Source organism: Pseudoalteromonas sp. TB51, assembly GCF_000498055.1.
GTDB lineage: Bacteria > Pseudomonadota > Gammaproteobacteria > Enterobacterales > Alteromonadaceae > Pseudoalteromonas > Pseudoalteromonas atlantica.
Genome location: NZ_AUTO01000180.1, coordinates 36,251 through 59,802 on the forward strand (window position 1 = coordinate 36,251; position 23,552 = coordinate 59,802).

Annotated in this window: 18 protein-coding genes; 14 read left to right on the forward strand and 4 right to left on the reverse strand. The window is 40.2% G+C overall.

Annotated elements, in window-relative coordinates; translation table 11 throughout:
* Window positions 1–9: 9 nt before the first annotated feature.
* From L650_RS0109700 to L650_RS0109730, 6 genes are all read left to right on the forward strand, one after another.
* Complete coding sequence (locus tag L650_RS0109700; RefSeq protein ID WP_029772986.1) at window positions 10–615, forward strand: energy transducer TonB; 606 nt, start codon at window positions 10–12, stop codon at window positions 613–615.
* Window positions 616–648: 33 nt separating this feature from the next.
* Window positions 649–1,977, forward strand: a complete 1,329-nt coding sequence (locus tag L650_RS0109705) for a CDC27 family protein (RefSeq protein ID WP_029772987.1) — start codon at window positions 649–651, stop codon at window positions 1,975–1,977.
* A gap of 300 nt (window positions 1,978–2,277) precedes the next feature.
* Window positions 2,278–3,879: a hypothetical protein gene (locus L650_RS0109710; protein ID WP_004586339.1), complete on the forward strand. Its 1,602-nt coding sequence runs from the start codon at window positions 2,278–2,280 to the stop codon at window positions 3,877–3,879.
* Between the two features lie 95 nt (window positions 3,880–3,974).
* Complete coding sequence (locus tag L650_RS0109715; RefSeq protein WP_029772988.1) at window positions 3,975–6,692, forward strand: TonB-dependent receptor plug domain-containing protein; 2,718 nt, start codon at window positions 3,975–3,977, stop codon at window positions 6,690–6,692.
* Between the two features lie 367 nt (window positions 6,693–7,059).
* Window positions 7,060–8,199 carry an aspartate-semialdehyde dehydrogenase gene (gene asd / locus L650_RS0109720; protein WP_029772989.1) on the forward strand — a complete coding sequence of 380 codons (1,140 nt, stop codon included), beginning with the start codon at window positions 7,060–7,062 and terminating at the stop codon, window positions 8,197–8,199.
* 475 nt (window positions 8,200–8,674) lie between these two features.
* Entirely contained in the window at window positions 8,675–9,790 is a 1,116-nt protein-coding gene (locus tag L650_RS0109730; protein WP_029772990.1) for a DUF748 domain-containing protein, read from the forward strand.
* A gap of 66 nt (window positions 9,791–9,856) precedes the next feature.
* Here L650_RS0109730 and L650_RS0109735 read toward each other — a convergent pair whose 3' ends face one another.
* Entirely contained in the window at window positions 9,857–10,684 is an 828-nt protein-coding gene (locus tag L650_RS0109735; protein WP_004586335.1) for an ion transporter, read from the reverse strand.
* An 89-nt stretch (window positions 10,685–10,773) separates the two neighbouring features.
* Between L650_RS0109735 and L650_RS0109740 the strand changes: the two genes are divergently transcribed.
* From L650_RS0109740 to L650_RS0109765, 6 genes are all read left to right on the forward strand, one after another.
* On the forward strand, window positions 10,774–10,986 hold the full coding sequence (locus L650_RS0109740) for a hypothetical protein (RefSeq protein ID WP_004586334.1): 213 nt from the start codon (window positions 10,774–10,776) through the stop codon (window positions 10,984–10,986).
* A gap of 3 nt (window positions 10,987–10,989) precedes the next feature.
* Window positions 10,990–11,271 (forward strand): hypothetical protein, encoded by a 282-nt coding sequence (locus tag L650_RS0109745; protein ID WP_029772991.1) that lies wholly within the window; start codon window positions 10,990–10,992, stop codon window positions 11,269–11,271.
* 59 nt (window positions 11,272–11,330) lie between these two features.
* Window positions 11,331–11,522: a YwbE family protein gene (locus tag L650_RS0109750; RefSeq protein WP_004586332.1), complete on the forward strand. Its 192-nt coding sequence runs from the start codon at window positions 11,331–11,333 to the stop codon at window positions 11,520–11,522.
* Window positions 11,522–12,037 (forward strand): DUF4240 domain-containing protein, encoded by a 516-nt coding sequence (locus L650_RS0109755; protein ID WP_004586331.1) that lies wholly within the window; start codon window positions 11,522–11,524, stop codon window positions 12,035–12,037. Before L650_RS0109750 ends, L650_RS0109755 begins: the two co-directional genes overlap by 1 nt.
* 189 nt (window positions 12,038–12,226) lie before the next feature.
* On the forward strand, window positions 12,227–18,526 hold the full coding sequence (locus tag L650_RS0109760) for a M4 family metallopeptidase (RefSeq protein ID WP_029772992.1): 6,300 nt from the start codon (window positions 12,227–12,229) through the stop codon (window positions 18,524–18,526).
* A 145-nt stretch (window positions 18,527–18,671) separates the two neighbouring features.
* Window positions 18,672–19,139: a hypothetical protein gene (locus tag L650_RS0109765; protein ID WP_004586329.1), complete on the forward strand. Its 468-nt coding sequence runs from the start codon at window positions 18,672–18,674 to the stop codon at window positions 19,137–19,139.
* Window position 19,140: 1 nt separating this feature from the next.
* Here L650_RS0109765 and L650_RS0109770 read toward each other — a convergent pair whose 3' ends face one another.
* From L650_RS0109770 to L650_RS0109780, 3 genes are all read right to left on the reverse strand, one after another.
* Window positions 19,141–20,400 carry a Y-family DNA polymerase gene (locus tag L650_RS0109770; RefSeq protein WP_029772993.1) on the reverse strand — a complete coding sequence of 420 codons (1,260 nt, stop codon included), beginning with the start codon at window positions 20,398–20,400 and terminating at the stop codon, window positions 19,141–19,143.
* A complete protein-coding gene (locus L650_RS0109775; protein ID WP_004586327.1) occupies window positions 20,388–20,801 on the reverse strand; it encodes a S24 family peptidase in 414 nt (137 codons plus the stop codon). Before L650_RS0109775 ends, L650_RS0109770 begins: the two co-directional genes overlap by 13 nt.
* Window positions 20,802–20,882: 81 nt before the next feature.
* On the reverse strand, window positions 20,883–21,302 hold the full coding sequence (locus tag L650_RS0109780) for a MarR family winged helix-turn-helix transcriptional regulator (RefSeq protein ID WP_004586326.1): 420 nt from the start codon (window positions 21,300–21,302) through the stop codon (window positions 20,883–20,885).
* 123 nt (window positions 21,303–21,425) lie between these two features.
* Between L650_RS0109780 and L650_RS0109785 the strand changes: the two genes are divergently transcribed.
* Both L650_RS0109785 and L650_RS0109790 read left to right on the forward strand, forming a co-directional pair.
* Window positions 21,426–22,169, forward strand: a complete 744-nt coding sequence (locus L650_RS0109785; protein WP_004586325.1) for a siderophore-interacting protein — start codon at window positions 21,426–21,428, stop codon at window positions 22,167–22,169.
* Window positions 22,170–22,309: 140 nt separating this feature from the next.
* On the forward strand, window positions 22,310–23,299 hold the full coding sequence (locus tag L650_RS0109790; protein WP_004586324.1) for an LLM class flavin-dependent oxidoreductase: 990 nt from the start codon (window positions 22,310–22,312) through the stop codon (window positions 23,297–23,299).
* Window positions 23,300–23,552: the final 253 nt, after the last annotated feature.

Genomic DNA, 23,552 nt, shown 5'->3' on the forward strand with positions numbered 1-23,552 from the left:
TTAGCCATGTTGCGATATTTAGTAGCATTAATAGTAGCGGGTGTAGTGACCTTTATGCTGTTTTTAGGCATGCAGGCTCTGATCACCGGTGGTGAAGGTGCCATGTCGGAGCCAGTAAAAGGAAATGTTTTAGACTTTGTACGTTTGAAAAAAGAAGAAACGGTACAAAAGAAAGAGCGCAAACCGCAAAAGCCACCTACACCAAAAGAGCCACCACCGCCTATGGAGTCGCCGCAAATGCAAAATAATGATGCAAACGCGGCCAGTAATAATTTTGATTTTGGTGCGGATGTAGGCAGCGACGTTGACCTAGCGGGTGGCTTAGCGCTTGAAACAAGTGATGGTGAATACCTACCCATTGTAAAAGTAGCTCCAGTGTATCCGCGTCGTGCTTTGTCGCGTGGTATTGAAGGCTATGTAATTGTTGAATTTACAGTAACTAAGCAAGGTACTGTACGTGACCCGCAAGTAGTAAAAGCGGTCCCTGAGTCACTGTTTGATAGAGCAGCGATGGATGCCGCACTTAAATTTAAATATAAACCGCGCGTAGTAAATGGTGAAGCCGTTGAAGTGGCGGGTGTTCAAAACAAAATATCTTTCCAAATTAATGGTTAACTTATCTTAATTTGATGAAATAGCGAGGCGATTATGAAATTACTACCTACAGCTAAAAATTTAAAACTGGCATTATTTTGCACTGCCGCGATCAGTGCAAGTATTGTTGTGCCAAGTACACTAAGCCTTGTGCCGGGGCTAAACGTAGCAACTGCCCATGCAGAGCAAGAACAAAAAACAAAGCGTGTACCTGCACTGCGCGAAAAGGTTTATAGCCAGCTTGCTCGTGCGCAAAAGCTCGCTGACGATGGCGATGTAAAAGCCGGCCTTGAAGCACTTGATAGCATTCAAGAGCGAGCTTCAAGTATGAACTCGTACGAAATTGCGATGATGCATAACTTTTATGGCTTTATTTATTACAACGAAAATGATTTACCAAAAGCCATTGCCTCGTTTGAAAAAGTGGTAGCCGAGGAGGCTATTCCTGAATCATTACGTTTAAGTACCACGTTTAGCCTAGCGCAGCTTGCAATGGCCAACGGCGAGTATAAAAAAGTTATCGCGTTTTTAGATAAGTGGGATGAAATAAATACCAAACCTATTACAGAAGGGTATTACTTACTTAGAGCGCAAACTTACTACCAGTTAAAAGAATACCCAAAGGGGCTTGAGTACATTAATCAAGTTATTGCTCTTAGCGACAGCGAAGGTAAAACCCCTAAAGAAAACTGGCTGGTACTACAGCGCGCTATGTATTACTCACTTAATCAAACAGATAAAGTAGTGGCAGTGCTTGAGCGCATGGTTAAACTTTACAATAAACCAGAGTATTGGGTTCAGCTAGCTGGTATGTACGGAGAAACCGGCAAAGAGAAAGAGCAACTAGCAGTAATCGAAGCGGCGTATCAACAAGGCTTTTTAAAAACCAAGTCTGATTTACGACAGTTATCGCAAACTTACCTTTATAACGGCCTGGCATACAAAGCAGCTAAAACAATGAGTGATGCGATAGAAAAAGGCATTGTAGAAAAATCAGCGAAAAACTATGCCTTTATTGCAGAGGCCATGATTCAAGCTAAAGAAGATGAAAAATCGATTAGCTACTTTGCAAAAGCGGCTGACCTATCAGAGCATGGTAAGTACGATCAACGCCTAGCAGAAGTGTTTGTTAACACTGAGCAATACGAAGAAGCGGCTGATGCTGCGCGTAAGGCGCTTGATAAAGGCGGCCTTGATTTTGAATCAAACGCTTACGTTGCGCTAGGTATGGCACAGTACAATATGCAAAATTTTGATGCGTCTATTTTAGCGTTTGAACAAGCCCAAAAGCATGATAAATCACAACGTTTAGCAAAGCAGTGGATTAAATATGTTAAGCGTGAAAAAGTGCATGCGCAAACACTTAAAGCCGCGTTACTTTAACTTTATACCCTAACGCTATTTTACAAATAAAGAAGCGTTTACCTATTTCATAATCGCGACACCAAAACCGCCTTAGGGCGGTTTTTTTCGTTGTTAAAGTGTTTAAGTTGTTGAATTTAAATTAATTACTATTGTCATCTTATGGTTACTAAACTGTAACTGCTTTGTCATATCTCTACAGTATCTTATTTGCATCCGATAACTCAGGTCACCTTAATGCATGAGTATCGTGCCTTAAAGTGACTTAAGTTTTTACTTAATGCACTAACAAAATAATTAAATACTTTAACGGAGTGAACAATGAAATTATCTGATTTATTTAAGGTCAGCCTAGTAGCAACTGCAATGACACTAGCTGGCTGTGGCGGCGATATCGAAATTACACCTACTGTAAACGATAACAGCTCGTCAACAGATAACAGTGTTAATAATTCAAACAATACAACTGGTTCAACAACTGAAGAAGAAGCTGTTTGTGCAAGCTACGAATCAGATGCAGGTACGGTAACAGGCGTAGTAAGTGGCATTGATTGTTTATACAACGACTCGTTTGCAAGCAAAACAATTTCTATCACAAGTAACATTACTTTCGCTGAGCTACCTGATGGCGGTGTTCACGTTTTTGAAGATGCATTACAAATTGGCGAAGACGGCAGCACAGTAGATGGCTTTGAAGTACCAGCAAATGGTCCAACAATGACTGTTGAACCAGGTGCCGTTTTAGCATTTGGCTCAGGTGAAGCAATTGTACGTATTGCACGTGGTGCAAAAATTCAAGCAGTAGGTACTGAAGAAAAGCCGGTTGTATTTACTTCTGCAAACGCGTTTGACCGTTTTGATACAGCAGGCGAAGGCGCACGCTACGCAGATTGGGGCGGCATCATTATTAATGGTAACGGCATTACTGACCAATGTACTGATGCAGAGCGTGACGGTGGTACGTGTAACGTAGCCTCTGAAGGTATTACAAGCTACTTTGGTGGTAACGATAATGCAGACTCTAGCGGTAATATTAAATGGGCTAAAATTTGGTACGCAGGTTCAGGCCCTCGCGTTGGTGGTGAAGGCGATGATTTGAATTCACTAACACTAAATGCAGTTGGCTCTGGTTCTGAGTTTGATTACCTACACATTCACCAAGGTTTTGATGACGGTATTGAAATTTTTGGTGGTGCTACAACGCTTAAACACGTAGCGGTAACAGATACTCAAGATGATTCGTTTGACTTTGACGCAGGTTGGCAAGGTAAAGCTCAGTACTTATTTATTCAACACGGTACTGTGACACTAAATGACGGCACTGTTGTTAACATGGGTAACAATGGCTTTGAGTCTGATGGTGTTAAAGGTTCTTCTACTGAGCAAGTGTCTCCATCTAACCCAACGGTTGCCAATGTAACGGTTGTAACTACCGATGGTAACTCGGTACGTGATGACGACCCTTCACAAGCTTACAAGTTTGATGACCAATTTAATTCAAGCATTTACAACACTGTTATCGTTAAGCAAAACGCAACTAACACGCAATGTATTGAGTTCTCAGGCGACGGTGAAGCACAAGCAGATAAAATCTCTTTCACAAGCTCTGTAATGGCGTGTTCTGCAAACTTTACAGATACAGATACGTTTGCAAGCGGCCCATTAGAAGGTCAAACAAAAACAGCGTGGTTTGAAAATGACGGTGCTAACCAAATCTTAACTGATGATGTTGCCGTACTTGCAGATAACGGTTTTGCAACGAACACAGCAGCTGCAGAAGTAACGGTTACTGCAACAGACTTAAGCACAAGCGATTCATTTTTTGAAAGCGTAAACTACATTGGTGCGGTATCGGATCAGGATACAGACTCTAGCTGGTATAAATGGGTTGAAGCGGCTGTTACAGCAGCAAATGCTGACTAAATAGCACACCATTATAACCTCTGATTAAAGGCGCCTTGTGGCTTGTTATTTAAGCGTCAGGCGCCTCTTTTGTATAACCTGATTAGGATTATCTCATGTCTAAAAAGCATAGACTCAATCAAATTACCTGGGCAATTGGTTTAGGTTTAGTCGCTCATTCGACTAGCTTAATTGCTGCACAAGCCGATGAACAGTTAACAAACGAACAAGAAATAGAAGAAGTTGTTGCTGTAGGTACGCGTTTACAAGGGAGCGCTGCGGCAGTTGTAGAAGAACGTAAAAACCAAGCCTTTGTTGCCGATATTTTAGGCTCTGAACAATTATCACGCACGGGCGACAGCGATGCAGCATCTGCGCTTCGTCGAGTGACAGGCCTAACGCTTGTTGATGGTAAGTTTATTTACGTTAGGGGCCTTGGTGAGCGTTACTCTAGTGCGCGTTTAAATGGCGCTTACATCCCAAGCCCAGATTTAACCCGTAACGTTATTCCGCTGGATATTTTCCCTGCAAGTATAATTGAAAGTATGGCCGTTCAAAAAGCTTACTCTCCAGACATGCCAGCAGCGTTTGGTGGCGGTAATATAGATATTAGAACTAAAACCGCACCGAGTGAATTTACAGCAAGCATTGAAGTGGGTGCAGGTTACGATACGGCATCAAGTAATGGCTTTACCTACAATCGTAACGAAAGTGGCATTCCAAGTGAGTTATCACAGGCTATTTCAACATACCGTGGTGATTTTAGTATTGGCAATATTGTTAGTAGTGAAGGCTTTGAAGATGGCGATTTAACGCGTGCAGAACAAGCAACCGCTGTTAATAACGCACTTTTAAAGTCGCTTCCTCGCGATTATGAGTTAAAAGAAGAGTCGTTAGACCCGCGTTATAATATTAAAGCCCATTATGGTGATAGTTTTGAAGAGAGCTATTTTGGTGGCAAGGTTGGGTTTTTACTGGCAGGTGCTTACAAAAACGAATGGGATTTTGAAGAACGTTTTAGCTCAGTTATCACCCAAGATTTAGAAAACGAAGAAGGCAATGTTGATTGTACAACGTCGTTAGCGACCAGTGAAGATGTGAGTAACTCGTGTTACAACACAGTCAAAAATTCGCAAGTGACAACTGAAACCGAAAGTTATAACGGTTCATTGAGCTTGTCATACCGTTTAGGTACGCACAGTATTTCTGCTCAACAGCTTTACATTATTGATAATGAAGATGAGTCTGAAATTGCTATTTCGCAAAGCCCTGCGGGGAGTTCTACGTTTAGTATTGCGGGTGATGGGATTGCAAACCGTAATCATGAGTTTAATTACGAAGAACGCCAATTAAACATTACTCAAGTTATGGGCCAACATACCTTTTTAGATTATTTTGGTATTGGTGCCGATTGGCAGTACACCGAAGCTAAAGCAACGACTGATATACCTACTAGTGCCGACTTTGAGTTTCGTGACACTTATAATAGTGATGGCAGCTATGCCGGCTCAACTATTACAGGGGATGATAACCGTGTAATTATGTCATACACCAATATGGAAGAGCGTGTTAAATCGTACGGTGGTAACTTGACGCTGCCGCTTAGCTTTGAGTCTATGGAAGTTGAGTTTAAAGTTGGTTACGATTTTTCTGACAGAGCCCGAATATTTAATACCTCAAGCTTTGCTATAAACAACAGTGGTGGCTCAGGTATTTCAATAAACGACGGTAGCACTGATGCGCTTAATAATAGTGGTTTTTTAACTGACGACTTTATTGATAATAACGCTGTGTTAATTGACTTTAATGAGCCAACAGCCCCTGATGCCGATGATTACATTGCTGCGCAAAAGGTGGATGCAGGTTATGCGTCTTTCGATGTGTTTTATGATCAATGGATAAGAATAAGCGGTGGTATTCGTTATGAAGAATTTAAACAATCTTCTATCGGTACATCGAGCCTTATTTTTGATGAAGACGATTTAAATACCTTTTACGATCCAGATAAAATTCAAGCAGGCTCTGTGATTACCGATGATTGGTACCCGGCACTGTCTGTTACCTATGTAGGTGGCGATGATTACCAGGTGCGCTTAGGTTATGGTGAAACAGTGGTACGCCCTGATTTTCGTGAAGTAGTGCCTGTTACGTATTATGACCCTTTGACCGACATTAGAACGTTTGGTCGTACGGGGATTAAAAGTAGCCCAATTAAAAACTACGACTTACGTTATGAATATTACGGACAAGCCGGTAATTCATTTAGCGTAGCGGCGTTTTATAAAGATATTACTGCGCCAATCGAAACGGTTTTAAACATTGGTGATGAAGATTACTCAGCATCGTTTATAAATGGTGAAACAGCAGAAGTTTATGGTATTGAAGCTGAATGGCTACAAGACTTAACATTTGTAAGTGAAGGCCTATTTACTAGCGGTAATATCACATTAAGTGATTCTGAAGCGTCTATTGACCCAGCACTTGCTGGGACATTAACTAATCCTAAAAAACGTATGACAGGCCACTCTGAGTATGTAGTTAATTTACAATTAAACTACGATTCGTTAGATGGCATGCACAGCAGTTCATTAGTTTATAACGTATTTGGTGAGCGAATTTTAGCAGCGGGTGTTGCTAATAGAGATGACGCGTATGAGCAACCATTTCACTCACTTGATTTAGTTTATACTTATTACCCTGACTTTAATTCTAAGATTAAGTTTAAAGTTAAAAACTTACTCGACGAAGATCAAGAGGTAACACAATCAGACATTATAGTGCGCTCAAAAGAGCAAGGTGTAACGTTTGATTTAAGTTACAGCTACGAGTTTTAATTTTCTTCCCAAGGAAGGGGGATATAATAAAACCTAACTACCGATTAGCCCTGTATTTAATACAGGGCTTTTTTATGACTATGAAAAATATTTAAGTTTCGCTTTATTCACTAGTTTTAGGGCGCTTGGGGTGTTAGGTTAGCTTTATACTAATCAACTTAAATAACTAGTCATTCTAGTGTGCTAAATAAAGCGCGAACGGCGTAATAAATTTTTGATGCAGAACAGCTACATATAAAAATTTATGGCTTGTTATCTCGCTATTAATTTGCCGCTATAAATGATTAATAACTTAATATGATTGGTTTTAATAAAAATTAATTCTCACGCAATGAATTTTAATTTTTAATGTATTAAGGCATCTTTTATGAATCAAACAGTGGAAAAAACAATGAAAAAAGTAGGATTGGTCGGTTGGCGTGGCATGGTTGGCTCTGTGTTATTAGAACGTATGCAACAGCAAAGTGATTTTGCACATATCGACACCACCTTTTTCACCACCTCACAAGCTGGGCAACTCGGCCCTGATATTGCTGGCGACGCAAAACCGTTATTAGATGCAAGTGATGTAAATGAACTTGCTAAAATGGATATTATTGTTACCTGTCAAGGTGGTGATTATACCAAAGCGGTTTACCCTAAATTACGCGAATCGGGTTGGGATGGTTACTGGATTGATGCAGCTTCTGCCCTTCGTATGGTTGATGACAGCATTATTGTACTTGACCCTGTAAATAAAGATGTCATTGAACAAGGTTTAGAGCAAGGCGTAAAAACTTTTGTAGGCGGTAACTGTACCGTATCGTTAATGCTACTTGCTTTAGGTGGTTTGTTTGAGCAAGACCTAATTGAGTGGGTAAGCCCAATGACTTACCAAGCGGCCTCTGGTGCCGGCGCTCGTAATATGAAAGAGCTTATAGCACAAATGGGCGCTATTCATTCAAGCGTTGCCGAGCAACTAGATAACCCAAGTTCAGCTATTTTAGAAATTGATAAAATAGTGAGCGAAAAAATGGCTTCAAGCGATTTACCACAAGACCAATTTGGCGTGCCGCTAGCCGGTAGCTTAATTCCTTGGATTGACGTACCAATGCCAAGTGGCCAATCTAAAGAAGAGTGGAAAGCTCAGGTTGAAGCGAACAAAATTTTAGGCTCTTCTAAACAGCCTGTGCCAATTGATGGTTTATGTGTACGTATTGGTGCAATGCGTTGTCATAGCCAAGCGATGACCATTAAATTACGTGAAGACATTAGCATAGAAAAAATTGAAGAAATTTTAGCTTCGCATAACGAGTGGGTTAAAGTTATCCCTAATGAGCGCGAAATTAGTGCGACTGACTTAACCCCAGTTAAAGTAACAGGTACTTTAAGTATTCCTGTTGGTCGTATTCGTAAATTAGCCATGGGTCCTAAATACATTAGCGCATTTACCGTGGGCGATCAGCTGTTATGGGGCGCTGCAGAGCCACTTCGTCGTATGCTTCGCATCATTGTAGACGGTGAATAATTTCTGCATTTAAAAGTGTATATTAAAAAGGGGTTAGCGTATTGCTAACCCCTTTTTTAGTTAAGCGGCACTACATACGCTACTTTATTTTTTCCTTCGTGTTTTGCTTTCGTTTTTGCTATTTACAACGCTTTATCTATGGTGCTGCAACGCGCTGTATATAAAAGCACTATATGATCGCGCTGTATATAAAGCATATAAGTTTGTGCTTCATTAATACCTAGGAAAAACGTAATAAATATTAATATTGCCATCCCCTATGCTCTGTTGGAGCAGTCATAAAATTAATGAGTATACGAAAGGCTCACTAAGCTTGCTTAACTCGGCTCATTGCATTTTTTGGTATAGCTTTTGCTCGTAATAATCTATTACAGCTTTATTCGCTCGGTTTTAGCTGCTTTGTGGGTACTTAATTCACTTATGCAGGTATTTTTTACTTATGCCGAGATGCTAAGCCTTCACATAAGGATAGATAATGGCTTCTACTTTTAAAAATACACGCAAAAAATGGTTTTATGCTTTAATAGTTACAGCCTTGGGGTTAATTTTACTCAGAGCAGTAGCCCCTTATGCGGTTCAATATTATGTAAATCAGCAGCTTGAACAAACCCAAGGCATAACAGGGCATGTGGGTGATGTTGATTTGTACTTATACCGAGGAGCTTACGCTGTTGATGAGGTAGAAATTTACGCGGTAGATGCCACGCAGGTGCCTAAGCCGTTACTGTCTATTGATACACTTGATTTTTCGCTTGCGTGGTCTGCTTTATTAAACGGTAATTTTGTCACCAACATGGCTTTTACCCGCCCAGAAATTGTTATTTACGATAAAGACCCAACTACCGCTGAACAAAACCAACAGGTGAAAGATGAAACCACCTGGGTAGGCCTTGCTAATGATCTCGTGCCTTTTTCAATTGATACGCTACGTATAGACAATGGTAAAGTAACCTTAGTTAACGCCACCAGCGAAGGAGAGCAGCCTACTTACGTATCAAATATAAACGCTAACATTAACAATATTACCAATGCACAAAACCTCTCTAAAACCTTAGTCACGAGTTTAAAAGTAGAAGGGCAGCTAATGGGCGAAGCTAAGCTGTCTTTAAATGGTAAATTAGACCCCTTTAGTGATGAAGCTAATTTTGATTTTAATGTTGAAGTGCAGCGTTTTTCGGTTAAAAATCTCGAAACTGTTTTTAAAGTGTATACCCCATTTGACATTGAAGCCGGCGGAATAGATGGCGCAATGGAATTGGCCGCTAACAATAATAACTTAAATGGATATGTAAAAGCGGGTGTGCACGATTTAAGTGTTTTTTCGTGGCGCGAAGATATAGAAAAAGATGATGACGGTCTATTTACCGCTATTTTTGAAGGCAGTATTGATTTACTCAGCTCGCTATTAGAAAACGATGATTCAAAGCTGGTGGCTGCTCGGGTGCCCATAGATGGGCAATTAGATAACGCTGATGTATCTACTTTTGAAGCCGTGGTTTCGGTATTAAAAAATGCGTTTTTTGAAGCATTTAAAATGAAGGTTGATAATGTTATTTCGTTTGAAAGCACGCAAGAACAACAAGGTGAGTAACTAAAAGCCCTTTGTATTAACTCAATACAAAGGGCTTTTTAAGTTTTAGCAAGTAAAATAGATCAGCTATTTATTGGAGTTGGTAATATCTGAGGTTTTACTTAATAACGTTTTTAGCTCAGCTATTTGCGCTTGTAGTTCAACCACTTGTCCTTGCGTTGCAGGAAGTGAGTTATTATCCGCTTTTAGCTCACGGGCATTACGATGCTCCTCGCTCATTACTTCTAAAATGGCACCTACCATCATGTTTAAAAACACAAACGCAGTTAAAAAGATAAACGTGAGGTAGTAAATCCAGCTTAGCTCGTACACCGCCATGGTTTCGTACATAATGTCGGTCCAATCTTCAAAGGTAGCTATCCTAAATAGCGTTAACATTGAAATGGATACATCTTGCCAAAGTACCGGGTTAATATCGGCAAACATCATACTGCCCATGGCTGCGTAAATATAAAAAATAACAAACATAAGCAGTGCTATATAGCCCATTTGCGGAATGGCTTTAAGCAACGAATTTACAAGCAAACGCAGCTCTGGGATCATAGATACTAAACGCAGTACCCTAAATATACGCAGCAATCGGGCAAGTAACATAGTTGATCCTGCAGCTGGGTATAAGCTGCCAAGTACAATAATGGTATCGAATATATTCCAGCCCTTTGAAAAGAAGTCTTTTATTCCTTTACTTGCAATAAAGCGAATAATGAGCTCGATTAAAAAGAAAGCTGTGATCCCTACATCCATCCAATTTAGAATGAATTCTACAGTGGGGTGAAGAGAATATGTATGAGCACCTACGGTGAGGGCAGAAACAACAATGACAGCTATAACAAATGATTGAAATATCTTGCTTTTGTCTATACGCTGAAACAGCTTTTGTAACTGCGACATCATAATTATGGGTCCTATGCAAAGTCAGGTTTTTATGACGCTAATATACAATAATATTGTTGCTTTCGATAACGAAAGTGTAAGGAATTCTAATGTTAATCAGTCAAATAACTAAAAGCGCATTGCTGTTTGTGGGATTTTCGGTACTTGCAGGGTGTAGCTCCGACGCTCGCTTTCACGAAATTCAATCAGCACGTTTAGATGAATGTAATTATAAAGCCGATAAAGAATATTACGAGTGCCTTGAAAATCAAGATAAAAATTTTGAAGAGTATAAAAAACAGCAAAGTGAACAAACACAATAATTTATGACTAAAACACAAAAATTGCGTGATAAACAAATACGCCAAGCCCTCACCAACGCCTGTGAACAAATAAAAACGACTCATTATGGTTTTGCTTATTTAACACACACCATTGATTTAAAAAATGAAGCAAAGTCACTAAAAATAAGCTGCTATTTTGAAGATGATATAGCCTATAACGACACCGAAGCGCATTTTCCTCAGCTAGTCGATATTATTCACGCTGAGCTTAGCAAAATAAACTTACCGGTAGCGGCTAAGCAAATAGCGTTTTTAGTTGATTAACATTGGTTTGCCTAGCTATGGACGTTATAATTACCAAAATTATTTTTAGGATGTAAAGCATGGCTGTTCCATCGCGCTCGCAAATCACACCAGGTACAACCGTAAATATTGTATTAAAAGAAGATCAACGCAGCGGCACATTAACGCAAGGTGTAGTTGAGCGTTTATTAACTAAATCACCTAATCACCCGCATGGTATTAAAGTACGCCTAGAAGATGGTCAAGTCGGCCGAGTAAAAGAGATTTTATAATGACAGCGTTAACAGAGCAGGAATTTTGGGATTTAGTGACCACGCCTGAGTTAGGGCTCGACCCACAAAGCGTAAGCGACAACTTAAAAGCTAAATTGAGCGAGTTAACCGACGAGCAGCTCATTGCTTTTGATAAATTTTTTGGTATTCACATGCGCAAATGTTTTACCTGGGATTTATTTGGTGCTGCATTTGTTATGGCTGGCTGTAACGACGAATACGGTTTTAGCGAATTTAGGTGCTGGCTCATCTCCCGCGGGGAGACGGTATTTAATAACGCATTAAGCAATGCCGACTCACTTGCACAGTGCTCCCCTGTGTATTATTTAAATGAGCAACCTTACCCTTATATTGATGAATACGACTTAATAGCCGGTTTATTATTTGAAGAGCGTAACGACGACGAATTACCTTTTGTACCCTCAGGCGAGCAACCTGCAGGTAAACGCTTTAAAGACAAACCCAAGTTTTTAAAACAAAGCTATCCGCAATTATTTGCAAAATACTGGCAGTAGTACTCAACGTTATTAACATTCAAGATGGTTGCATTTAATGCCACCATCTTGAATTTTCCTTTCACAGTTGTTCACAATCGTACCCATTTATTCACTTTTTCAAATGACTCTATGTTAATAGTTATGTTACATTAATGTGTTTTTAAATGAACAAACACTGAATATAACAATATACGACATAGGAATGTTATGTATAAAACACTCTCATCAGGATTGATAGCGTTTTGCTTTTTAAATTCGCTAAGTGCACACGCGGCGGTTTCGCAACGAGTAAACAAATCATCTTTATCAGAAGTTAACTTACTTTTAAATCAAAGCGTAGGTTTAACTAATCATGCATCCACCCATTCTTACTTTATTGAGTTAGATAGGCCTCAAGCCTTAAATGCAAAACAAACTCGGTCATCAGCTAAAAAGATGCAGCAGTTTTTTGCAGGTGTGCCTATTTGGGGGCAGCAAATACGAGTGCAATCTAGCAATCAACACATAAGTGGTTTTTTTGCGAAAAATATCGATGCTATATCTTTAAATAAAACGGCTAATAATCAGTTTGACGAATTTTCTGCGGTTAAATCTATTTTAGTAAACGCTAAACTTGATGAATTTACCGCTTATCAAGTATTAAACAACCAACGTTATGTTTATATTGATAACGGAGTCGCACATTTTGTTCGCTTAATTGAATTAAATGTATTTGAAAATGGTGTTGAAAAAAAGCCAATAGGTTTAGTAAGCGAATCTGATTACAGTGTATTTAAACAGTGGAATAATATTAAAAGTGCCCAGGGTACAGGCCCTGGCGGTAATACAAAAACAGGGCAGTATGAATACGGCACTGACGTTGAAGCACTGGATGTGACGCAGCGTGGTGAGATGTGTTTTTTAGAAAACGAGAAAGTTAAAACTGTCACCATGGAGTCGGGTTTTGAGCCAAGTGAAGCTTACTCTTTTGCCTGTGATAGGAATACCTACAAAGAAGTAAATGGAGCTTACTCCCCACTAAATGATGCCCATGCATTTGGTACTGCGGTGTTTGATATGTATCAACAGTGGTACAACACGGCTCCGCTTACTTTTCAACTGTTGATGCGTGTTCACAGTGGTAACAACTGGGAAAATGCAACGTGGAATGGTCAGGCCATGACCTTTGGCGATGGCGCTGATAGGTTTTACCCGTTGGTTTCACTTGATATTGTATCTCATGAGGTAAGCCATGGTTTTACTAGTCAAAACTCTAATTTAATTTATGCAGAACAATCTGGTGGTATAAACGAATCTTTTTCTGATATGGCGGGTGAAACAGCCGAGTATTTTTTACGCGCAGAGACTGATTGGTTATCTGGCGCTGATATTTCGAAAACTAGCCCCGCACTTCGTTATTTTGAAACGCCATCATTAGATGGGCTTTCGATTGATCACGCAAGTGAATATTACTCAGGTATGGATGTTCACTTTAGTAGTGGTGTTTTTAATCGTGCTTTCTTCCTACTTTCGAACACTGATGGTTGGGACCCTAAAAAAGCGTTCGAGATAATGCTTTTTGCAAATCAAAACTATTGGGTTAACTCTAGTGATTTTATTGATGGAGCCTGTGGTGCTATAAATTCTGCTATTGATTTAAGGTATGAAGCTAACGATGTCATTGCAGCATTTAATGAAGTAGGCGTTACTTGCGATAACATTCAGTTTATAGATGCCGATGCCGACTTAATGGATGATAACTGGGAGCTGTTTTACGGATTAGATCCTAGTAATGCTGATGACGCTGGACTTGATTTAGACCAAGATGGTTTAACAAACCTTGAAGAATACTTAGCGAATACTTTCCCTAATGCAACGGATACCGACTCAGATGATCTATCAGATTATGATGAAGTTAATGTATACCTTACTGAACCTAACAATGCAGACTCTGACTTTGACCGCATGCCTGATGGCTGGGAAGTTTCGTTTTCATTAAACCCATTAAATGCAGATGATGCTCAACTTGATTTAGACTCAGACACCTGGAGTAATGTAATCGAGTTCTTTGGTAACAGTGACCCTTCAGACGCAAGCTCTGAGCCGGTCGTTTTTCCTGAAACAACCTTTGACTTCGATGATGCAGCTGTTCCAGATTTGCTTATTTCGTCAAATTTACAAACGCCTTGGGTAACAACTCAAATTAATGAAAATTCTGGCTTTGTGTTGACTAATAACGACATTACAGACAACCAATCAACCAGTGTTGAGTTTAGCTTTTTAAATAGCGAGCAAGGCTATGTAAACTTTAACTACGCATTAGACACTGAAGTAGGTTATGACTATTTTACTGTTTATATTAATGGTTCAGTTGTTTTAGATGAGTCAGGCATAAGCCAGTGGAAAGCGGCGTCTTTCCAAGTTCCTGCTGGGCTAAATACTGTTAAGTTTACTTATTCTAAAGATATGTCCGTTTCTACTCCTGCAGATGCTGTATATATAGATAATTTATATATAGGGCCTAATTTTCCTGATGCTGATAATGACGGTATGTCTGATTCTTGGGAATTACAGCATGGTCTTGATATAAATAATAGTGAAGATGCATCACTTGATGCTGACGCGGATGGCTTATCTAACCTTTTAGAGTTTTTAAACGCGGGTTTACCAAATAACCCTGATACAGATGGTGATACTATCCCTGATGGCTGGGAGTACAATAATAGTTTAGATTTAACCAGCTCGTCTGATGCAGCAGAAGATGCAGATAATGATGGATTTTCAAATCTAACCGAGTATTTAGCAAACACTGATCCGCAGTCAGATACTTCTTTCCCTGTTGCTTTAAACCTCACTACCTCCTTTGAAGGCTCTGCACTACCTAGTTGGATGGTTGAAGCCGAAGGTTCTAGTGCTCCTTGGTTTATTACGAATGATTTTGCGACCGACGGTATACAAAGTATTCGCTCAGGCGTTATTAGTCATTCACAGTTTAGTAGCTTCACCGTAACAGGTTTATTTGAAGAGAGTGTATTAGCATTCGATTATAAAATTGAATCAGAGTCTTGCTGCGATTTTTTAAGTATTACTATTGATGGACAACCCGTTTTTGAGCGTAATGACCGAGGTAATTCAAATACCACAGAAGCAACGTCTATTGTGCTTAACCTAAGCGAAGGGCTTCATAATATTGAATTTAAATATTATAAAGACGGTTCTGTCTCATTCGGTGCCGATACTGTATGGCTTGATAACTTTGCTTTATTTTCTCCAACTGATTTAACAGATACTGATAACGATCAACTGCCAGATTACTGGGAATTAGTTAATGGATTAAATCGCCTTGATGCAAGTGATGCTGCATCTGATGCTGATACTGACGGTCTTTCAGCCCTAGAAGAATTTAACCTAGGAACAAATCCAACCTCAGCAGATACAGATGGTGATGAACTAAGTGATGGCTATGAGGTAAGTAATGATCTTTTACCTTTAGATGCTGCAGATGCTAATTTAGATTACGATGAAGATGGTTATACAAATATTCAGGAGTTTTACTCTCAGAGTCTAGCCAACGATGCTTCATCATTAGTGCAATCTTTTACGCAATTAAATGAAAGCTTTGAAGATGGCCTTCTTCCGACTAAGTTTACCGAACTTGCCGTTAACTCTTGGGGTTGGCAAGCTAATACAAGTTGGTCAACTTTGGGCGATGCAAGCCTTAGCTTAGCATTAACGCCTACTAGCAAGGTTGGGGGGTTTGCCATTGCGGGGTTATTTGAAGCCGGTTTTATTAATTTAGACTATTTGGTTTATGACTCTCCAGCGCTGCAAATAAGCTTAAATGGTAGCCCTATAGATGTAAATCGTGGTAGCCAGTCTCGTTTATTGTTACCGGTAGATGATGGTTTTAACATTATTAAAGTTAAATATGAGGACTTATACCTTCAGCAGCAACCGTTATCAGTTGATAACATTACCTGGTCTGCAGATATAGACCTCACCAGCGACTATGATTCGGACGGTATTCCTGATTTTTGGGAAGTTGAATATGGGCTAAATGCTTTAGAACCCTACGACGCTAATTATGACGCCGACTATGATGGTTTGACTAATTTACAAGAGTATCAACTTTCGGGTAATCCGCTTAGCTCAGATTCAGATGGTGATGGTGTTCAAGACAGTGAAGATAGCCACCCAGATGATGTAAGCCGCGGTGAAAATAGTCCGCCTGAGTTTATATCGAGTCTTGAGCCGATTACGCTTGAAGCGACTTCACAAAATACTAATATTACCGGTCTATATACTCCAGAGGCTAGAGATAACGGCCATTTAGAGCCTCAAGTATACACAAGCGCAGGGTCTTACTTACCCCTTGGTGAGCACCAGATTACATGGATTGCACGAGATAATGTTGGTAACGAAACATCGGCTATACAAACAGTCACACTTGTTGATACAACTGCCCCGATTATCCAACCGTATACTTTTAGTGTTTATGGCAGCACGATCACGGCTATAAAAAATGCACTTTTAGATAGTCGTGTTATTTACGATAGTGTTTCAGCTATAACGCTTCTGGAAATTGATGATAGCTTTGTATTTAGAACGGGCGATGTATCTATTCCTGTATCTGCTGTTGATGAAGCTGGAAATCATGTATCAGGCGACGTAAGGGCTATGATTTTCCCTGAAATCAGTATTCAGCCTACTACGTATGTGTATCAAAATGGTAATGTGCTTGTAGATGTTTTTATTAGCGGCGCTAACCCATATGGTTACTCTAGCTTTCATTTACAAGCTAATAATAGCACCCAGTATTTTACTACTAATCAGTATGGACCTATTAAGCTTGAGTTAGAGCGAGAATTTGTAGGTAGCGCAGCAAGTATTAGTGTCCTATCTAATGGTAATGCGTTTATAGACAAAAATGATAACAGCCAGCTAGTGTACTTAAGTGAAGCGGCACAGGCGCAGTTTATTACTGATTTTTATCAAAATGGTAAAGCAGTTAATAAAACTATTCAGCGTTCTTTACCTGACTTTAATGCCACAATTAAGTTAGTAAATTTACCTAGTACAGGTAGTGATGTATCACTTGAGCTTATTGGCCCCGCAGGTGTTGATTTTTACATTTATAAAACAGCTGATTCACAGTGGGATGTTTCATTTAGCGCAAATCTTTCTGAGCAAACCAATAATATAGATTTAACTTTACGTGTAAAACAAGGTGATGAACTACTAGCAACTAAGCAAACTAGTTTACGTATTGTTGATAGCGTTATATTTGATGACCCTGAGCTAGATACTGATGGCGACGGTATACCTGATATTGAGGAAGGGGTAGGTGATAGTGATAAAGATGGTATTGCTGATTACCTAGATAGCACTTCTACTACTAATACAGCTATCTTAGCTTCAGGTGATAGTGCTCACAGTATTGATGAGTTTAATCACTTAGCTGTAGGTAGCATTAAAGAGGCTCTAGCAGCGGGTTATATTGCTGATATGTCTATTTCTGAACAAGCACTAAGCACTTATTTCTCAGATTTAGATATAATAGAACCTCACTTCCAAGCTAAAAGTGATGTAATTAACCTTCGTGTTACGTTATCTAATTCATCAAGCACCGCAGAAATTGCACTACCTGAGTATGTAAATGCAATTTTAAGCTCAGATATGCAAGTAAGAGTACTAACCGCTGCTGGTTGGCAGTCGGCCACTGTATTATCAGGTAATGTATATGAGCAAGTGTGTTCACGCTGCTTTAGCTTTGCAGTCGCAGATGGTAGCGCATTCGACCTTGATGGAGAGGTTAATGGGGTTATTGAAGTTGTGGCAAAACTAGCGCAGGAGAGTCTAAATCAGGCGCCAGTATTAGATGTAGATATGCCGGCCACAATAGAAGAGCTTGCTACTATTGAGCTTGATGCTTCTGGCTCTACTGACCCTGATGGAGATACGTTATCTTACGAATGGCGTGTTGAACACCCTCAGTTATCCATTACAGCTGAGGATACTCAAGGTAAAGCGGTACTTACCGTGGGTGAGCTTGAGCAAACGGTTGATGCGGATATTACGTTAGTGATATCAGATGGCTATGAGCAATTTACGCAAGTATACACCGTTAGCTTTTTACATGTTAATCAGCTACCAAGTGTAGAATTAAGTACATCTGCGGTTTCGGTTAAAGAAGGTCAGGAAGTTTCAGTGACAGCGTCTGCAACCGATAAAGAATCCTCAGAGCTTTCTTTTAAGTGGGTTCAAACAATGGGTGTAGAAGTGACGCTTAACGATGTTGACTCCAGCACACTTAAGTTTACAGCGCCGAGTGTGTCGCAAACTACAGAGCTGGGCTTCAAGCTTATTGTATCTGATGGTGAAGGTGAGACTGAGCAAAGTTTAGCTGTGACTGTCACTAATGCATCTGGCACAAGTAGTGAAAAGGGCAGTGGCGGTGGTTCATTAGCCTTCATGTTGTTGCTTTTAGCATTTTCTGTTGTGTACACAAGAGCGCAGTGCTTTAAGTAACACTTACTAATAAATATATTCTTATATTGATAAAAGCCCCTTGATGTATTCAAGGGGCTTTTTCTTTTATGAACCAAATGTATTTTAAGTAAGTATAGAGTTGAGTGTGTTATGCTATTTTTATTAGTAATGAGTTGGAATTTTAATGAGTTATCGTAAAATTTTATTATGTATGAGCTGTTTATTTCTAAGTAATGTACTTTTTGCTAAAACTGTTACGCCGAGTAATAAAAGCCGTTTTATACCGTTATTAAAAACAATGCTTGGTGATTACCAGGTGGTAACTGCTAACTCCCCACTGTGTGTGGATAGTCAGTTGAGTTTAATTAACCCAGTTTACCCAGACGCGGGTTTTAAATTAGGCGAGCATATTGCGTTTGAAAGTTTACACAACGGCACCCGTACAACTAAAAAGCCAAATTTTTGTTTTGTAACTAGCTCGTATAAATACAAAAGTGATGGTGTCGATAACAGCTTAAAAATGAGCCGCTGTATTGACCCCAATAATGAAAAAACCATCAGACAAAGCATTAAGTTTACCAGTGTTACAACGCTCAAATATACGCAGAATACCCCCGCAGTAGAGTGCACATTTGCAAGGCAAGTTGATTAACTTACTTGCAATGAATTTGCGGTATATCGTGCCAGCGCGTTGTGTATTGGGGCGATAAGTAATCTCTGTTCATATGCCAGCCTTGATTTAGTTTGCTGCTGGCTAGGGTGAGTATGCCTTTTCCGTAGCGGTTGTTTATTGTATCAAGACACTGCATTAATTTAGGGTTATCGGCACTTTGGTTAAATAAATCAGTTTGCTGATACTGCACCGAGGTAAGCTCTAAAGCGCCTACACCACATTTATAAAACCGTACACCGGGTTGGTAAATATGAGTAAATACTTCTGATACGGCATTGGCCATTACGCAGGTATCGTTAGTGGGGGTGGCAAATTTATATATAAACGACTTTTTACAATAGCGGTCTTCGTGTTTGCCAGTGGCGGCAAATATATAAAGCTGTTTTGCTAATGAGCGCTGCCCTCGTAGTTTACTGGCAACCGTGGTTACGTGGTTAATAAGGGCGGTTTTAAGTGCAGTTGGCTCACTGATCCGCTCACCAAAGCTGCGAGTAGAATATATTTCTCGCTTATCTTGGCGTACATCGTCCCATGTTAAGCACGCAATACCATTTAGCTCACTTACGGTACGCTCTACCACCACACTAAACGCGCGGCGCATGGTTTTAGGGTTTTGCTGTGCCAGATCCCACGCGGTATGTATGTTCATTATATTAAGCTTTTTAGCTAGGCGCTTACCTATGCCCCATACATCGGCGCAGCTCATTCTTTGTAAAATTGTTTGGCGGCTTTGCTCGTTATTTATAACGGCCACCCCATCAAACCCGCTTAGCTTTTTAGCTGCATGGTTAGCGGCTTTTGCCAAAGTAGGGGTTGGGCCAAAACCAACACCCACAGGGAGTTTAGTTTCGCGCCAAACGGTGCGCCTTATTATATGCCCGTACTCGTGCCAGTTTTGTATAAGGGGTGTGTAGCCAGTAAAGTGCAAAAACGACTCATCAATACTGTATATGTATTGTGTGTCGCAAAAGCGGCCAATTACGTTCATCATTTTGGCGCTTAAATCGGCGTACAACTCATAGTTACTCGAACGTACAACCACCTTGTGTTGCTCAAGCAGGTGCTTAACTTTAAAGTAAGGGCCAAATTTAGGAATGTTTAAGCGCCGAGCTATCGGGCATACCGCACATACGCAGCCATCGTTATTAGTTAAAACCACCACAGGTTTAGAGCGAATAGCGGGGTCGAACACTTTTTCGGCACTGGCATAAAATGCAACGGCATCGACTAAGGCGTACATTTTAATAGCTCAGGGCTTGGGCGGTGCATTCTAATCGATAGTGTAACCACTCCCTCTAACTGAAACTCATCAGCTGAGGTTAGTTGTACCGGCTTATGTAAAGGCGATGCAGAGAGTAACCGCGCATTGGTTTTATCTAATAGCTTACACACAAATAAGCCATTTAAGTTAGCAACAATAACATCGCCGTTATCGGCTTGCTCAGCACGGTCTACAAGCAGTAAGTCGCCCTCAAAAATCCCCACCTCTTGCATGGAATTACCCGAGGCAATACCAATAAAGGTGGCGTCGGGGTGCTTTATTAATAGCTCATCAAGAGAAACACCGAGCTCGGCGTATTGCGCCGCGGGCGATTCAAACCCACACACACCGGCTTCTATATAAACGGGAATAACAAACATAACACAACCTAAAACGCATATACTGTATAAGTGTACAGTATATGCGTTTTGTGTAAGTTATGCCAAGAAATGAAAGACAGATCACGCCATGTTTTTGATCATTTGTTGCGCGGTATCTAAAAAGTCTTTGATTTGCTGCGGGTTTAAGTTTTTACACATTTGATCATTTATTTGCTGCTCAGAGGCTAATAACTTATCAAATAATGTATTGCCTTGTTCGGTGAGCGACAAAATAAAGCAACGTTTGTCGTGCTCACTTGCTTGCTTATTAATAAGGTTTAACGCAATAAGATCTTTAATTAAGCGGGCAATTTGGGCTTTGTCGCGCTGTGTTTTAGTCACAATGTCGTTAGCGGTACAGTTAGATGTACTGGCAATAATGTGTATACAACGCACGTGCATAGCATTAATACCAAGGTCGCCTGCGTTAATAGCCTCGCGAATTGTTACGCGGTAATTTTGCATCAGCTCAAATAGGGTATTTGATAAAAGCGTGTTCATAAGCTCTCTAATGGTTGACAATATCAATTAGTTTGTTATAGTTGATTTTATCAACCAATGGGGCGTTGTGCAATGCTTGCTTTAAAAAGCAGTTAACTATTTTGTTAAACGAGGTGATTTTAAATGGGTAAACAAGTTCGCAAAGCTACGGTACTAAGTACTGAACAAATAACACCGCATTTACAGCGCATTGTTGTAGGCTCAGATGAGTTTTCGGATTTAACGCAAGCGCATATTGGCAGCTATGTAAAAGTGCTTATTCCCCAAAATGGCAAGGTTGATTTTAATTTAAAAACCGCGTGTATGCGCTCTTACACAATAAGAGACGTTGATGGTGCAACGGGCGCGTTAACGCTCGACTTTGTAATAAACATGCACCAAGGTCCTGCTACGCACTGGGCTATAACTGCAAAAGTAGGTGACGAGGTTGGCATAGCGGGCCCAGGTCCTAAAAAGCTTGATAATTACCAGCATCCGCATTACGTATTACTAGGCGATTTAACCTCAGTTAATGCAATAAAAGGGTACATGCAGCAGTTACCCACCAGCGCAAAAATTGACGCGTTTGTGCATGCCCCTACAGAGCAAGACATTATTGATTTAAACACGCAGCGCGATGTTAATTGGTTAATTACAGATACCCCAGATACCGATATGCTCAGCGCGCTTAACAATTTGCCACACACAAACGAGCCACCTATTGTATTTATGGCATTAGAGGCGGGGTTAGTACGTAAAGCAAAAACCTTACTTACCCAGGATTGTAATATACCGCGCAGTAATATAGTTTCTTCTGGCTATTGGAAAAAAGGCGTAGACTCAGAGGGTTATAAAAAAGAGCGCCAGCAAAGCCCTGAGCTTGCATGAATACCTTAGAGCAAAACAGCCTAACGCTATTTTGCTTTTATCCGTTACCTAACTTGAATTGAATAAATAGCAGGCCCATTTAAGTGTTTTATGCTGATGATGAAGCCTATTGTTAGCATGCATTTTAAGGAGCTGCTATTTTGTTATCTTCCATTCCCTTTTCGTTATTAGAGCTTGCCCCCATGATCAAAGGGGACAGCGTTTCTCATACGCTCAATAAAACCACCAAATACGCCCAGCGCGCCGACCAATTAGGGTTTAATCGCTTTTGGCTAGCCGAGCATCACAATATGCCCGGTATAATTTGTGCTGCCACCTCAATATTAGTAGGTCACATTGCAGGTAAAACTCAGCGTATACGGGTTGGCTCTGGCGGAATAATGTTGCCGAACCATTCGCCCTTAGTTGTGGCTGAGCAATTTGGTACGTTAGAGAGTTTATACCCTGGACGAATAGATTTAGGCCTTGGCCGCGCCCCTGGTAGTGATCCAGTAACCAGCCGTGCACTAAATAATGATATGAGCCGCGCAGAAAACTTCCCGGGCGAGGTAACAGAGCTGCAAACATTATTAGGCCCATACAATGGCACACACCCTATACGTGCTATTCCGGGGGAGGACACAAACGTACCGCTTTGGTTATTAGGCTCAAGTTTGTTTAGCGCCCAATTGGCCGCGCAAAAAGGGTTGCCTTATGTATTTGCAGGGCACTTTGCACCGCGTTTTGTACACGATGCCATCGCACTATATAAGCGAGAATTTAAAGCCTCAAATGTACTCGATAAACCCTATGTGATGCTTGCCTTACCGCTGGTAGCAGCAGAGACCGATGAAGAAGCGCAGTACCTCTCTACCACCTCAAAACAACGCGTGCTTGAATTAATACGCGGCAAAGAGCTGTGGCTAAAGCCACCGGTAGAGAGTATGGAAGGTTTATGGAGTGAGCAAGAGCGCGCCCACGTAGAAAACTTTTTAAGCTTAAGCGTTGTTGGCGGGCATGTGAGTATAAAACATAAATTACAAATGATAGCGAAAGAGCTAGAAGTGGATGAGTTTATATTTACCAACGATGTTTACGACAGCGAAAAACGCCACCGAGCTCTAGAAATTTTAATGGAAATAAAGCATTAATTAAAAAAGGAAGTGTTTAGTTAAGCAAGCGTACACACAAGCCTTGCTACTATGTAGACATCATTAAAAGTGAATACAAACTTATTAACTTTAAGTGATGTCTGAACAAACGCTTTCGATAATTAAACATATTTAGGTTGCCAAGGATAAGGCCCATTTTGCATTATTTGTCGTTCTGTTTTTTCAATCAAACTGATTTAAACAATCAATTTTAAGACATCACTTTTATTTTTTATAATGTAGTTATTAATCA